Annotated in this window: 14 protein-coding genes and 1 pseudogene; 3 read left to right on the top strand and 12 right to left on the bottom strand. The window is 58.0% G+C overall.

From position 1 onward, the window contains the following. Positions 1 to 3: 3 nt before the first annotated feature. From RG2_RS19345 to RG2_RS19330, 4 genes are all read right to left on the bottom strand, one after another. Entirely contained in the window at positions 4 to 927 is a 924-nt protein-coding gene (locus RG2_RS19345; protein WP_033234592.1) for an SDR family NAD(P)-dependent oxidoreductase, read from the bottom strand. Between the two features lie 70 nt (positions 928 to 997). Then, complete coding sequence (locus RG2_RS19340; RefSeq protein WP_051730518.1) at positions 998 to 1,441, bottom strand: Zn-ribbon domain-containing OB-fold protein; 444 nt, start codon at positions 1,439 to 1,441, stop codon at positions 998 to 1,000. 6 nt (positions 1,442 to 1,447) lie between these two features. After that, positions 1,448 to 2,272, bottom strand: a complete 825-nt coding sequence (locus RG2_RS19335) for an enoyl-CoA hydratase/isomerase family protein (protein ID WP_174557371.1) — start codon at positions 2,270 to 2,272, stop codon at positions 1,448 to 1,450. Between the two features lie 64 nt (positions 2,273 to 2,336). Then, complete coding sequence (locus RG2_RS19330; RefSeq protein WP_033234593.1) at positions 2,337 to 3,590, bottom strand: cytochrome P450; 1,254 nt, start codon at positions 3,588 to 3,590, stop codon at positions 2,337 to 2,339. Positions 3,591 to 3,845: 255 nt separating this feature from the next. On the opposite strand from RG2_RS19330, the gene RG2_RS19325 reads away from it, so the two are divergent. Continuing rightward, positions 3,846 to 4,481, top strand: coding sequence for a cysteine hydrolase family protein (locus RG2_RS19325; RefSeq protein ID WP_051730529.1), 636 nt, complete (start codon positions 3,846 to 3,848; stop codon positions 4,479 to 4,481). Positions 4,482 to 4,485: 4 nt separating this feature from the next. Here RG2_RS19325 and RG2_RS19320 read toward each other — a convergent pair whose 3' ends face one another. From RG2_RS19320 to RG2_RS19300, 5 genes are all read right to left on the bottom strand, one after another. Next, positions 4,486 to 5,280 carry an SDR family NAD(P)-dependent oxidoreductase gene (locus RG2_RS19320; RefSeq protein ID WP_033234594.1) on the bottom strand — a complete coding sequence of 265 codons (795 nt, stop codon included), beginning with the start codon at positions 5,278 to 5,280 and terminating at the stop codon, positions 4,486 to 4,488. Positions 5,281 to 5,387: 107 nt separating this feature from the next. Next, entirely contained in the window at positions 5,388 to 5,606 is a 219-nt protein-coding gene (locus RG2_RS19315; RefSeq protein WP_033234595.1) for a hypothetical protein, read from the bottom strand. Positions 5,607 to 5,623: 17 nt separating this feature from the next. Continuing rightward, the gene (locus RG2_RS19310; RefSeq protein WP_072782633.1) at positions 5,624 to 6,841 is read right to left on the bottom strand and encodes an amidohydrolase family protein; all 1,218 of its coding nucleotides are present in this window, start codon (positions 6,839 to 6,841) and stop codon (positions 5,624 to 5,626) included. Positions 6,842 to 7,018: 177 nt separating this feature from the next. Further along, positions 7,019 to 7,846 carry an SDR family NAD(P)-dependent oxidoreductase gene (locus RG2_RS19305; protein ID WP_230590486.1) on the bottom strand — a complete coding sequence of 276 codons (828 nt, stop codon included), beginning with the start codon at positions 7,844 to 7,846 and terminating at the stop codon, positions 7,019 to 7,021. 235 nt (positions 7,847 to 8,081) lie between these two features. Beyond that, on the bottom strand, positions 8,082 to 8,732 hold the full coding sequence (locus RG2_RS19300) for a TetR/AcrR family transcriptional regulator (protein ID WP_033237293.1): 651 nt from the start codon (positions 8,730 to 8,732) through the stop codon (positions 8,082 to 8,084). A 45-nt stretch (positions 8,733 to 8,777) separates the two neighbouring features. On the opposite strand from RG2_RS19300, the gene RG2_RS19295 reads away from it, so the two are divergent. Then, on the top strand, positions 8,778 to 9,572 hold the full coding sequence (locus RG2_RS19295; RefSeq protein WP_033237294.1) for an SDR family NAD(P)-dependent oxidoreductase: 795 nt from the start codon (positions 8,778 to 8,780) through the stop codon (positions 9,570 to 9,572). A gap of 104 nt (positions 9,573 to 9,676) precedes the next feature. Here RG2_RS19295 and RG2_RS19290 read toward each other — a convergent pair whose 3' ends face one another. From RG2_RS19290 to RG2_RS31570, 3 genes and pseudogenes are all read right to left on the bottom strand, one after another. Next, complete coding sequence (locus RG2_RS19290) at positions 9,677 to 10,387, bottom strand: alpha/beta fold hydrolase (RefSeq protein WP_255285232.1); 711 nt, start codon at positions 10,385 to 10,387, stop codon at positions 9,677 to 9,679. 110 nt (positions 10,388 to 10,497) lie between these two features. Then, on the bottom strand, positions 10,498 to 12,012 hold the full coding sequence (locus RG2_RS19285; RefSeq protein ID WP_116538767.1) for an AMP-binding protein: 1,515 nt from the start codon (positions 12,010 to 12,012) through the stop codon (positions 10,498 to 10,500). 157 nt (positions 12,013 to 12,169) lie between these two features. Continuing rightward, a pseudogene (locus tag RG2_RS31570) lies at positions 12,170 to 12,277 on the bottom strand (aldehyde dehydrogenase family protein); the annotation flags it as partial. A 680-nt stretch (positions 12,278 to 12,957) separates the two neighbouring features. On the opposite strand from RG2_RS31570, the gene RG2_RS19275 reads away from it, so the two are divergent. Further along, positions 12,958 to 13,794, top strand: coding sequence for a TauD/TfdA dioxygenase family protein (locus RG2_RS19275; RefSeq protein ID WP_033237310.1), 837 nt, complete (start codon positions 12,958 to 12,960; stop codon positions 13,792 to 13,794). Positions 13,795 to 13,850 lie beyond the last annotated feature (56 nt).

Raw genomic sequence — 13,850 nt, 5'->3', positions numbered from 1 at the left:
GCTCTAGCCGCCCATCCGCAAACCGGCGGCCCTCGTACCGAACACATCGGTTCCCATGATGGCTCCGAGCTTGTTGGCATCCCAACGCTTTCCGCCGTTCGAGACGGTGGAGACAGGGGCCCAACCCTGCAACCACTGAATGTTTTCGCCGAGTGCCTTGATGACCTGGCCGCTGACGTGCCCAGCCTCCGGGCTGGCCAGCCAGGCCACCACGGGAGATCCTAGTGACGGGTCCTTGGGGTCGAACTCGTCCTCGGATTGCTGGTCCGGCTCGATCGGAGCCTGGCCGCCGGCCATGGTGGCCGACATGCGGGTACGCCCGCCGGGGCTGATGGCATTGACGGTTGCGCCGATTCCAGCGAGCTCGAGGCTCAGAGTCTGGGTCAGACCCACGATGGCGGCCTTCGCCGCACCGTAGTTGGTCTGTCCGAAGTGACCGAGAAGTCCTGCGCCAGAAGTTGTATTGATGATGCGGCCGTAGACCTTGGAGCCGGACGCCTTGGATTCGTCGCGCCACTTGCGAGCCGCAGCACGACTGGTGAGCCAACTTCCGCGCACATGAACGCGCATCACAAGATCGAAGTCGTCTGCACTCATATTCCAAATGGCTCGGTCACGAACGATGCCCGCGTTGTTGACCACGATGTCCAAACGGCCCAGTTCTGCGTAGGCGCGTTCGACCAACTGATCGACCTGCGCTTCATCGCCCACATCGCTGAAGTCTGAAATCGCCTTGCCACCACGATCCTTGATGATCTGAACGACCTCGTCCGCGACCTTGCCCGTACCTTCACCGTCGATGGACGTACCGAGGTCGTTGACGATGACGGTGGCACCGTGCTTCGCGAGTTCCAGGGCGTGGCCACGCCCGATACCGTGTCCGGCCCCCGTGACCAGTGCAACTTTCCCGTCGAGCAATCCACTCATACTATTGATCTCCTAAGGTTTCAACGGCCTTGTGTTTCAACGGCCGATAATTGTCTGCTGTCCGAAGGGCCTACGTGCTGATCGGCCTGAAAACGGTAGCGTCAATGTCATCTGTAATCGCCCGAAAATCGACCTGCACGGGCATGCCGACGTGGAGATCAGACGGTTCGCAACCCTCGATGTTCGTCATCAATCGGGGGCCCTCGTCCAATTCGACCATCGCCGCCATGTAGGGAAGTCGAGTCTTGAACGGATGCAGATCATTCACATACACCGTCGAATACGTGTACAGCGTTCCGCGACCGCTCGCCTCCACCGCCTCCACGTCTTCACTCCAGCACGACGGACAGAACGGCCGCGGGTAGTGATGAACATTCTTGCAGGCGTTACATTTTGCGATCAACAGCTTGCCAGCTCGCGCGGCGTCCCAATACGGTCGACTCGCGTCTTCGATCGTCGGAACATCCGCGCGAGGCTTTTCTGGTTGAGATTTCTGTGCTGTCTTGTCACTCATCGATATTCACCAACCCACGTATGAGGGGGTGCGCTTCGAAACGAAGGCAGCCACCCCTTCTTTTGCGTCCTGGGAGTAGGACTGAATTTCCTGTGCCATGGCCTCCGCCACAAACGCACTCGAACGATCGGCGTCCGGGGAATCATTGAACAATCTCTTGGTCAACGCGATGGAACTGGTGGGCGCCGTTGCGAGACGGCTGACAAAATCGTCGACCGTCTTGTCGAGTTCGTCCACCTCAACCACACGATTTACCAGACCGAGAGTGAGCGCCTCACCGGCCGATAGCTTTTCGCCGAAGAACGCCATTTCCTTGGCCTTCTGCATTCCGATACGACGCGGCAGCAGGTAGGCGCCGCCGCCGTCTACGACCAACCCTCGCTTGACGAAGGATTCGGAGAAGTAGGCCTTATCCGTCGCGATGACGAGATCAGAAGCGTAGGCGAGGTGCGCGCCGATACCAGCAGCAGCTCCCTGCACGACGGTGACGACGGGTTTTCCGCAATCAAGCACTGACGCAACGAGTCTCTGCGCGCCGGTCATGATCGTGCGCATGGGGGCCGTGACGCGTTTGACGTTCTTCACATGCCCGTCCGCGAGCTTCACAACATCAGCGCCGCCGCAAAAGTGCCGACCGTTGGCCCGCAACACGACTACTCGAATCTCTGGATTTATGTCCGCATCCGCAAAAAGTCGGATCAACTCATTGCGGTCGTCGGGCCGTATCGCATTGGCTGCATCGGGCCTGTTCAACGTAATTGTCATGACACCCTCATGCACATGACACAGGACGGGTGCACCAAGATCCGACTCGGCAATCGTTTCAGTCACTGAAACCTCCTCGAGGATCCGACATGGTCGGCCTCATTCGCTCCCACTTCATCTGACAATACTGTCACTTTACTGTGTAAGTTGCACGCAAATGCTTGATTCCATTGAGGAAGTTCGAACGAAGCACCTCCGGTTCGCCCACAGCCCGGATGTCCGGGAATCGGAGGAACAGTTCCCGGAAGGCGACATTCAGTTCCAGTCGAGCCAAATGCGCGCCAAGGCAGAAATGCGGACCTGGTGCGCCGAAAGCCAGGTGCGGATTGGGGTCCCGCTCGATGTCGAACACGTAAGGATCCGTGAATACGGACTCGTCGCGATTTGCGGAGTTGTACCACAGAACAACCTTGTCGCCCTTGGAGAATTCCTGGTCCCCCAAGCGCACCCCGTCACGAGTAACAGTCCGACGCATGTGCACGACCGGACTCGCCCACCTCAAGAGTTCCTCGATCGCAGACCCTGCGTAATCGTCGTAATCAGCGATCCACCTGTCGCGCTGTTCGGGATTCTGACTCAGCACCAAAAGCCCATGCGTGATGACATTGCGCGTCGTCTCGTTGCCGGCACCGACGAGCAATATGAAAAACTTTGCCATCTCCTGAGGCGTCAGATTTTCACCCTCCGCAGCAACGAGTTTGGTGATCAGGTCGTCCTTCGGCGCAGCAATCCGTTCTTCGGACAGCGTGCGCAACAAGGTGATCAGCCCCTCGCTGGCAGCGGTGACTGCCTTCCCAATTCCCGACGCAGTCTGGTCCGCAATGTATTCGGCATCAGTGGCACCGAGAATGGTATTGGTTGCCTCCAAGATGAACTTCTCGTGTTCACGAGGGATACCGAGGAGATTGTCGATGATCCGCAGGGGCAACAACGCCGCGAAGTCGCTGACAAAGTCACACTCCCCCGAATCAGGCATCTCATCAAGGATCTCCCGCACTGTGGCTTCCACCTCGTCACGCAGACCCTCGAGACTCTTGCTCGTGAACCCGCGCGAAACGATCTTCCGCATGCGAGCATGTTCAGGGTTATCCATGTCGATGATCGATCCACGATACTCACGCAGCTTCTGCGGCTGATCGAAGATCTGCGTGCCCTCGCCCGAGCAGAAATCCTCAGGTCTACGGCTCACCTCGGTAATGTCCGCGTGGCTCGTGAGCGCCCAGAAGCCCTTTGCGACATTCTCGTCCGGACCGCCCAGTCGAACAAAAAGTCGCGGGCTGTCTCGACGCAGTGCCGCGAACACATCGTCACGCTCGTGAGCGCTGTCCTGCCACCAGGTGAGGTCATTCAACGGCGTGGATGCGATCTCATCGGCTTCGATCATGGGTACTGCCTCAATTCTTCGAGATGGAAATGGGCAACTGGCGCATGCACCAGCTCGGTCCACCGGCGAGATACGTACAAAAAGATGCTCGGACACCGGCTACCCTCTAGCGCAATTCTGGCATCAGTGTCACTATTTGACAACCATAGTGAACTGGAAACTTATCAATGAGGCATCCTGCCGCTGGTGGCAAAACTGGCTACCTCGTCACTTGGCGGACCGGACACCGGACAGCACCCACTGATTGGAGAGTCGATGACCCTCGCATCCACACCGTCAACAGCACCCCAGGGGACATACCCGGCGCCAGCGCTCGTTATAAGCGAATGCCAACGGGGAATCCTGGAGCCCGAACGGTCCGTCTCGAAGGGACTCGCGGACCATGCTGCGGCGCGCGGAATCATCTCACGCACCGCGGAACTCGCCCGCGCCTTCCGCGTACGAGGACTACCCGTTGTTCATTGCATCATCGAGCATCGCGCCGATCAGAAGGGAATGCTGCCAAATTCCTACCTAGGCACCATGGCTCTGCGCCAACGCGGGATGACCGCCGGGACACCGGATGTGGAAATCCCCGAGGAACTTGGACCGGAACCGGAAGACATAGTCAGCAGTCGCAGCACCGGAATCACCGCATTCTACGGAACCGACCTGGACGCTATGCTCCGCCTACAGAAGGTCGATACCATCGTATTAGCCGGTGTGTCAACAAATGTCGCGATACCTGGACTGGCTATCGAAGCCGTCAATCGCGGCTACTCCGTCATCCTGGCAGAGGATTGCACTGCCGGCGCGTCCGAGGAATCCCACCAGTTCATGGTGTCGAATCTCCTCACGATACTGACCAGAATCAGTCCGGCTGCCGACATCGTCCGCCGACTGCCGGACTGACTCGCTAAGACCCAGCCGCCGCGGAACTTTCGGCATCGGAAGCGGCGTCACCATTAATCGAGAATCCACCGTCAACGGTGACCATCGAGCCGGTGGCGAATGCCGCCTCGTCGGATACCAACCACGTTGCGGCATAAGCAATATCCATCGGGTTCCCGATCCGGGTCAACCTGCCGCCACCCGTATGGTGTCCGGAGTCGCCCTTCGAGGCAACGACTCTGCCAACCAGGATGCAATTGGCGCGAATGCCGTCGTCACTGCCTTCGACTGCGAGCGAACGGGTCAAGCTGTTGACCGCAGCCTTCGCTGCGCCGTAGGCACCAAAACCCTTGAAGCCGGCCACAGACTGCCCGGAAGAAATATTGAGAATTGATGCGCCCACGGCCGAAACAAGGTGTGGCCATGCGTATTTCGATGCCCAAAACACGTTTCCTGTGACTGTTCCGGTGAGGATTCGCTGCCATTCCTCGTTGGAGTACTCATGTATCGGTTTGATCGTAGTCGCCACAGCATCGGTGGGCGCAGCATTGTTCACCAGCGTGGTCAAACCTCCGAAATGTTCGACCGTCGACGAGACCACCCCTCGAACACTGTCTTCCGAGGTCACGTCGAGGGGAAAGAACTCCGCCTCGCCGCCCGCCTCACGTATACGAGCGACCACTTTCTCGCCGCGCTCCGCGGTGCGTCCCGTAACCGCTACCTTCGCGCCCTCCGATGCAAAGTGCTCGGCCAATGAGCGTCCGATACCACGCGTCGATCCGGAGATCAGTACAACCTTGCCATCCAGCCGTGTGCCCATAACAGCTCCTCGCCGTCCTCAGAAATGACTGTCTTACCGGTGTTGAAATACACGAGTACAACGAAGGGCCGCCTCGGTCGTCGTCCCGAAGCGGCCCCTGACATGACCTACAGCGAATCTCGTAGGTTTTCCATTGCCACCAATCTGCGGTTCACCATCATCATCGACGCCGCGACGGTCGGGTCATCCTGTGATTGAGCCTTCAGCTCCACCAGGCGATTTCGGGTGAGCGCGATTTCATCCACCAGTCGGTCACTAGCCTCGTCGCGAGTCAGCAGATCCTGATCGGTCCAGTCCGCTGCGTCAATGTCCTTCTCATGTGACATGATTCGGTCCCATCACTTCAATTGGTGCGCGGGAAGTTGTACAACGCCCGAGCATTCAACTCCACAATCTTGTGCGCTTCCTCATCCGGCACATCCGCAAGCAACTTCTCCGTATACCGCCGACTGTTCGGCCAGTTCGAATCCGAATGCGGGTAATCGCACTCCCACATGATGTTGTCGATACCGATCTGATGACGGCGGGCCACACCCTCGAGATCATCGATGAAACAACCATGCATGTTCTTACGGAACAGATCCGACGGACGCACGTCCTTGTTCACATTCTGATACCAACGATGCTTCTCCCACGTCAGATCGATCCGCTCGAGCAGGTACGGCATCCACCCGATACCACCCTCGGACAAGGCAACCTTCAAATTGGGGAACTTGTAGAACACCGGCGAGAACAACAGATCCGCCGTCGCATCCATCGAGTTGGTACCGAACAACGCGATCATCACTGCCATCGGAGCTTCCGGGGACGTGATCGGCGCCTTACCCGAAGACCCGAAATGCATGCACAACGGCATCTTCGTTTCCTCGGCCGCACGGAAAACCGGATCCCAGAAATCGGTGTAGAACGACGGCAACCCGAGCCCAACCGTGTTCTCCGGGAACGTGATCGCCTTCGCACCCTTGGCCGCGCACCGGTAGATCTCCTTGGCCGATTCCTGCGGATCCCACAACGGCAGGATGATCAACGGAATGAACCGATCAGGATTGGACGCCGCCCACTCGTCGAGATGAAAGTCGTTCCACGCCTTCACCGACAGAAGAGCAAGCTCCTTGTCCTTGGCCTCGAGAAACACTGTTCCCGCGAAGCGGGGGAACGACGGAAAGCACAACGCAGCCTGCACGCCGTCAATATCCATATCCGCCACACGGGCTTTGGGGTCGTAGCAGCCCGGAAGCATATCCGAATACCGCGTCGGATCCATCCCGTAATCCTGCGGCTTCTTGCCGGCCACCGCATTGAGTCCGATATTCGGGTAGATCCGGCCCTCGTAAGTCCAGACCTCCGCGAGCTTCTGCGTCGACGCATCTTTACCTTGCCGAGCGGTGTCGAGGAGCAGCGCCGACAAGCCCTCATCGCCGTGGCTCTGACTCATGTCCATCTCGATGATCCGCGGACCCTGCTCGATAAACTTCTTCGGCAACCGATCCGTCCAGACGTTCGGCGGCTCGATCAGATGGTCATCCACCGAAATCAACTGCATGTGGTCCTGAAGCGGCACTGCTATCTCCTATCTGATCCACGCACTCAAATCTGACAGTCTGTACGCTAGTGACGTCACTCACAGCTGTCAAGGAATTGTCTCAGTAACCGCACTTGAATTAGATCGAGTCAAGTCATCGCAGCGACCGAATCATGACCGTCCAACTCGTAATCTGACGTAGCGTGTTGATATTGGTCAAAGAGTGGGCGCCGAGCGAAGAACAGCCTGTTCGAACGCATCCTCGATGCGACGGTGTCGAGCCTTGATCGAGTCGAGAGACTCCGGATGGGTCACGATGTACAGGTCGCCTCGCTCGATCGCGTCGGCGACGATCACTCCCACCTCGTGCGCCTCCATGGCACCGACTTGCGCACCCGCACCGTTGCTGCCGTCAGCAACTGGCACCCGCCGCACACCTGGCCGATTTCGCTCACTGGCGGCAATGTTCGACTGAACCATTGCCGGAACCAGCACGCCTAGCCCGACCTGAGAAGCGCGCGCCGAGAGTTCCTGCTCTACTGTTTCGGTCAATGCCACAACGCCGAACTTCGACACCGCATAGGCCGCAAGCTTTGGGGCAGAACGCATCCCGGCAATCGACGCCGTATTGACAATGTAGCCGCACTGCGACGTCGACTCGATGAGGGGGAGAAACACCTTCATTCCCAGAACGACGCCCCACAGATTGACATCCAAGACCCACCGGAAGTCATCAATGGTCAGCTCGTCAAATGGTGCGATACGGGCGACGCCTGCGTTGTTCACCGCAATATCCAGACGCCCGTGCAGACGGATCACCTCGTCCGCGAGGTGTACAAGATCCTCTACCTTGGTCACATCGGCCACAACTCCGGTGGCCCCAAGCGCTGCCGCGGCCGCAGTCAGCGCCTCCTCCTCCACATCGGCAATCACCACGATCACGCCTCGATCCATCAGCTCCGCTGCGATCGCAAATCCGATCCCGGCTGCCCCTCCTGTGACGACGGCGATCTTGCCTGCCATGTCTCGTATTCCGGTATTCACATGTGCACCTTTCGGGAGTAGCTGTCAGCGGACGCCGACTCTACGACCGCGCCGCGAACCCGATAAAGGGAGCAACAGAAAGGACACCAGCGCTTGCGTTCACAATGACCGACGAATATGACTCTCCCCCATGGGGAATTAGAGAATTATCGGAGACGCAGCCGAATCGACACCTCAAATCTCGAGTACGGGCCACCATTTGTCAACCCTGATGGACAGCTCCGCACACTCGTCGTTACTGAACGTGCAGGCCGCCGAGAGCGAAGCGCCCAATCCACTCGATCTCGTCACGGGTCGGGGCGGTAGAACTCCACAGGTGTCGTCGCATTGCGCCGAGGACCAGATCAGCGATGCACGGACCGTCCAAATCGGCATTGCATCCAAGCGACACAAGGGGCTCTACAAGCAACGCCGTGATCGGCCTCAAAAGCTCTTCCTGGCTGCCGTTCTGACTAGATGAGCCCGCCTTGTGGAGATGTTCGAGCACCGATCGACTGATCTGTGCGGCGCCGGTATCACTGACCTGGCGCAACACACCCCTCGTCCAGACAAGAATCTTCTCCTGCGGATCGTCGACGCCGGCCATACGTTCTTTCAGGTTGCTCGCGACTCGATCAGTACCCTGCTCGAGAACTGCCAGAATCAAATCGTCCTTGCTGGGAAACGACCGGTACAGAGTCTGATTCGAAATTCCAGCCGCAGCAACGATCGCCGAAACCGAAGGTATTGCGGGAGCGGATTTTTCGATCAGATCCAGAGTAACGGCAAGGAGCCGCTCGACCTCGTCAGCGGCTGACTGCCGCTGACGAGCGGTACGCCTGTCAGCAGCCTGCGACGCCCTACTGACCACTGCCGGTGACTGAGAATCTGATGTAGTGTTCTGCATATTGAGTAATCCGATTCTGCTCTGAGGAGATGTATGGCTTCCAGTATGAACGAAAACCTAAATCGCACCAGTACGGACGTACTCTCACCGTTCAATCTCTTCAGCCTCGAAGGCAAGGTTGCGCTGGTCACGGGAGGCAGCCGCGGCATGGGCCGAGAGATGAGCCTGGCCTTCGCTCGCGCCGGGGCGGACGTAGTCGTCGCCAGCCGAAACATCGAAAACTGCGAGAAAGTCGTTGCCGAGATCAGAGAGACCACTGGTCGTGACGGCTTCGCATACGGCTGCCATATGGGTCGCTGGGATGAGGTCACCGGACTCGTTGATGCCGCCTATGCCAAGTTCGGCAAGATCGACATCTTGGTCAATAATGCGGGCATGTCGCCCCTGTACGACAAGGTCACCGACGTCACCGAGAAGATGTACGACAGCGTTCTGAACCTCAATTTGAAGGGCCCGTTCCGCCTAACACAACTTGTCGGCACGCGTATGAAAGAACAAGGTTCAGGCAGCGTCATCAACGTGAGCAGCACCGGGTCGCTCCGCCCGATGGGATCCATAATCCCCTACGCCGCAGCGAAAAACGGTCTCAATGCCATGACCGAAGGGTTCGCCGAACTACTCGGACCCGAAGTTCGTGTCAACACCCTGATGCCTGGTCAGTACTTGACAGACATCGCGGCATCGTGGGACATGGAGCACACCAACAAAATGGCAGAACGCTTGCACCTCAAGCGCATCGGAAAGCCTCACGAAATTGTCGGGGCCGCACTATTTCTCGCCAGCGACGCATCGAGCTACACCTCCGGAACAATCGTCCGCTCTGACGGCGGCATTCCCTGATCTGACCGTGCTCACACCAACAGTTGTGGGGCCGTACTCATCGAGTTGATCCCGACGAGCACGGCCCCACGGCACTCCGCCTTCACGATTTCACGCCGCGGACACTACAGACAATCGACCAAAGCCTTCGCCAACTGTTCCGGTTCACTGATCATCACGTCATGACACGTATCGATTTCGACGACATCGTCTACACCGCCCAGGTTTTCGATGTGCTGACGCTGTTGTTCAGGCGTGACTGCACGATCGCGGGCAGTGAGTATCCACGTTCGGGGAATCGACTGCGGCATCCCACTGCGGTCCACGCGCTGCGTCGCCAACAGGTTACTTTCAGGGCACATCTGGCTCATGGTGAACTCCACCTGATCCTCAGTCATGCCGTTACAAAATAATTCGGTGACCATCTCCCGAGGGAAGGGAGCGGGCTCCGACGGTTCTTCGACTCGCGTACCGACAGTCTCCCGAAGCTCCCCGATCAGGTCTTCCAGAATTGAAGTCCCATCCGGCGGAACTGCTGCCGCGATGAAGACCAAACGTGAAACACGCTCTTTACCTAGAGCTTCCGCAACTCCCGGAATTGTCACGCCGCCCATGGAGTGCGCAACTAGGACGACCTCGGACAATTTCGCCCGTTCGATGTCGAAAACCACCGACTGGACACACTCCGCAATCCCCACTTCCGACAGGTCCGCAGGATTGCCGTCACGGCCTGGTAGATGGACCGGCAAGACCGAAATTTCGGGGCGCATTTCCATAAGATGCGCGACCGTCGGCTCCCAACATCTTCCTGTGTGCTGACCTCCGTGAACGAGCACAATTCCCTTAGTCACTGGTTCCTCCGTCTCCAATTGATTGCGATCTCATACGTCTATCGAAACAACCTCGTCAGCAGCACTTTCCGAAAAGGGAAACGATCTGCCGCGAACTACCAGCTTCGATCCATCAACACCCGTTTGAGCAGCTTTCCAGTCGGCGTCCGGGGAAGCACATCCTCGAACGCAACATTCTTGGGACACTTGTACGACGCGAGTTCTACCCGGCAGAACGCAATGAGTTCTTGCCCAAGATCGGCGTTGCCGACATAGCCGCTCTCGAGTTGCACTACCGCCTGGACCCGCTGACCGTATTCGTCATCGGGAATTCCGATGACAGCCACGTCAAAGACCGCAGGATGCTCCCCCAACCGAGATTCAATCTCCGCAGGATAGATATTCACGCCGCCGGAGATGATCAGATCTGTGCGCCGCCCATCCAGGTACAGATACCCATCTTCGTCGAAATATCCGAGGTCACCGAGCGTTGCGCGTCCTTCGCTGTCGAAGACCCCAGCCGTCTTCTCCGGAGATTTGTGATAGCTGAAGCGAGGAGCCTGATCAAACCAGATGGTCCCACGGACGTGCGGTACTACTGGCCGATGATCGTCATCAAGAATCGAAATCGTCTCAGGCGCAGGCTTACCCACCGACCCTGGGTGTTCCAGCCACTCTTGCGGAGTAATCAGGACCATTCCAATATTCTCGCTGCCCCCATAGAACTCGTAGAATACGGGACCCCACCAATCCATCATGGCCGCCTTGACTGGCACCGCGCAGGCCGCGCCTGCGTGGATCGCAAGCTTGACCGTGGAGACGTCGTACTTCGTCCTGACCTCGAGCGGCAATCTCAGCAACCGGACGAACATCGTCGGAACCATGCTCACATGCGTCACGCCGTATTCATCGATGAGCTTCAAAGTCTGCTCTGCGTCGAATTTCTCGGTGAGCACCAACGTGCCGCCCCATCGGAGCACCGAAGTGCAGCTCTGCAATGGATACGCGTGATAGAGCGGAGCAGAATTCAGCCAGATGGACTCATGACTGAATCCCCAGGAGGCAGAGAAGGTTGACGTCAGCGGATCGCCCTGCGCGAAAGTAACATCAGGCATGTCCCGCAGGATGCCTTTCGGTTTTCCGGTAGTCCCCGACGAATAAAACATGAAGGTTCCCTGCCGAGTCGAGCTGTCCGACAAGCTGTCGGAACCTTCGACAGAGCGATAGAGCGGTTCGATGTCACCGAGATCATCGCCGGCAACACACACCGCGAGGACGGACGGTGCCACCGCGACTGCATCCGTTACCAACCCGAGGTAACGTCGACTGGTAATTACCAGTCTCGCATCGGAATCGCAGATGACGTGGACGACCTCCGCCGCAGTGAGGTGAATGCTCACAGCAACAAGTCTGACACCGAGCCGAAGCGCAGCGATAGCCACAACAAGATAGTCGGGGCAATTCTCCATGACAATCGCAATACGATCACCCTGCACTATGCCACGGCTTCGCCAGTCCTGTTCCAACCCAATCGATTTAGCTGCCAGTTCACCGTACGTGAGCGAAGCACCGCCTGGAACGATCACCGCGAGCTTGCCTGGTTCACGTGCCGCCCACCAGTCGGGAGTCATTTCAGGTACGTCAACAGCAGAAGATTCCAGAATGACAAACTCCTTCAAAGGTGTTTTTGCACAGTGTATTAGGACTCTAATGACTAGGAACTACCACCGAGATCTGACATGAGGCCGGCATGGCAGTTCGCCGCACCGGCCAGAGGAGAGATTTCTGTCAACTCCCGGTAGGTGCACCGATAACCTTCGTCTCCAGGAATTCCTCGAATCCCTCAACCCCATTCTCACGACCGAATCCACTCTTGCGGAACCCGCCCATTGGCATCTTCACTCCATACAGACAGGACTACAGATGGATACGACATTCAACTCAACGCTCGGAGTACAGAAATCGGGGTCGCGACCTTCATATCTGACAGCCTGGACATTAATGTGACCCGCCCCACATGTCAATGACGATCTGCAGACGACCTGGACGTCAGGCGCTCGCCTTACCCGCATATCGAAGGTCGCCGGTTCCCAAGAAAATCAGCCGTCTCGAGAGCATCGAACCCGCCAGTCTTGGTGCTGTAGGCGAAGACTGTAGGCACACTTCAGAGGTAAACGTCATACGCCGAATCCGCGGCAATACCCGAAGCCCTCGAGAAGAGTTGCGTGCGCCCCATTCGGACAGATTCGAGTTGAGTGGCGCAAAATCTGCGTCTTGAAACTCCCGAGAGGACGCCGTCAGGAAACCGAACGCGCGCACGTAGTTCCGTAAAGGGGCTGTCCCGCCGTCGGGCCAGCGCTTGTCGTGACCGACTGTAGAGGTAGCGTGCCCACCACACAATCCCATGGGAGCTCAACAATCATGCACCACTGTAGATTTCGTCAGCGCGGCCCATTGTCGGACCCTATGGCATGCATAGATCATTTTCATTGGCCATCCGCTCCAACCGCGACTGTAATAAGCACAGCGAGAGCATTCCAGTGATCGAGATGCCATTTTCAGCGACAGGAGGATCCATGATCGACATCCAGACGTTGACCAGCCGTATCGGCGCAGAGGTCCAGAACATCAAGATCGGCGGCGATCTTGATGCCGCCACAGTTCAGGAGCTACGCCGAGCCTTGGTCGAGCACAAGGTGCTGTTCTTCCGCGAACAAGACCATCTGACACCCGCGGAGCATGTCGCGTTCGGCCGACTGTTCGGGGATCTCGAAACGCATCCCTTCATCGGTGCGCACCCGAATCATCCCGAGTTGATCATCCTGCGACGTTCGCCGGACATGCGCGCACAGCGCTCGAGGAGCCCTTACGGTGAGAATTTCTGGCACTCGGATGTCAGCTGGCGGGCCGAACCTTCATTCGGTTCGATCCTGCGCGCAGTCGAAGTCCCTCCGATGGGCGGCGATACCTTGTGGGCCGACATGGAAGCAGCCTTCGCCGGTCTGAGCTCATCGATTCAGGAAGCCCTGAAATCGCTTCGTGCGGTTCATGACTTCGACAAATCTTTCGGCCCCACCATCGCGCCGGAGAACAAAGCTGCCATGGCGGAGAAGTTTCCGCCGGTGGAGCATCCTCTGGTACGGACGAATCCTGATACGGGAGCATCGGTGCTCTATGTGAACGAACCATTCACCTCGCGGATTGTCGGGATGGAAACCCGCGAGAGTGATGCCCTCCTTCGTATGCTGTTCAGCCACGCTTCGCGACCGGAATACCAGTGCCGGTTCAGCTGGCGTCCCGGATCAGTTGCATTCTGGGACAATCGTTCCACGCAACACTATGCGTGCGACGACTTCGGTGACGAGACCCGCGTGATGCAGCGCATCACGATTGCCGGCGACAGCCCGTACTGAGCCAGACACCGAAGTCGCGTCTACTACCAGAGGGCAATAGACGCGACTTCGTCTCG

This window comes from Rhodococcus globerulus NBRC 14531 (genome assembly GCF_001894805.1).
GTDB lineage: Bacteria > Actinomycetota > Actinomycetes > Mycobacteriales > Mycobacteriaceae > Rhodococcus_F > Rhodococcus_F globerula.
The sequence above is the reverse complement of the archived record's forward strand: the minus strand, read 5'-3'. Positions and strand labels throughout refer to the sequence as shown.

Bases quoted from the DNA above. Each gene is read 5' to 3' on its own strand.
- RG2_RS19345 (WP_033234592.1), bottom strand. From the start codon at position 927: ATGAGTGGATTGCTCGACGGGAAAGTTGCACTGGTCACGGGGGCCGGA.
- RG2_RS19340 (WP_051730518.1), bottom strand. From the start codon at position 1,441: ATGAGTGACAAGACAGCACAGAAATCTCAACCAGAAAAGCCTCGCGCG.
- RG2_RS19330 (WP_033234593.1), bottom strand. From the start codon at position 3,590: ATGATCGAAGCCGATGAGATCGCATCCACGCCGTTGAATGACCTCACC.
- RG2_RS19325 (WP_051730529.1), top strand. From the start codon at position 3,846: ATGACCCTCGCATCCACACCGTCAACAGCACCCCAGGGGACATACCCG.
- RG2_RS19320 (WP_033234594.1), bottom strand. From the start codon at position 5,280: ATGGGCACACGGCTGGATGGCAAGGTTGTACTGATCTCCGGATCGACG.
- RG2_RS19315 (WP_033234595.1), bottom strand. From the start codon at position 5,606: ATGTCACATGAGAAGGACATTGACGCAGCGGACTGGACCGATCAGGAT.
- RG2_RS19300 (WP_033237293.1), bottom strand. From the start codon at position 8,732: ATGCAGAACACTACATCAGATTCTCAGTCACCGGCAGTGGTCAGTAGG.
- RG2_RS19295 (WP_033237294.1), top strand. From the start codon at position 8,778: ATGAACGAAAACCTAAATCGCACCAGTACGGACGTACTCTCACCGTTC.
- RG2_RS19285 (WP_116538767.1), bottom strand. From the start codon at position 12,012: ATGACTCCCGACTGGTGGGCGGCACGTGAACCAGGCAAGCTCGCGGTG.
- RG2_RS19275 (WP_033237310.1), top strand. From the start codon at position 12,958: ATGATCGACATCCAGACGTTGACCAGCCGTATCGGCGCAGAGGTCCAG.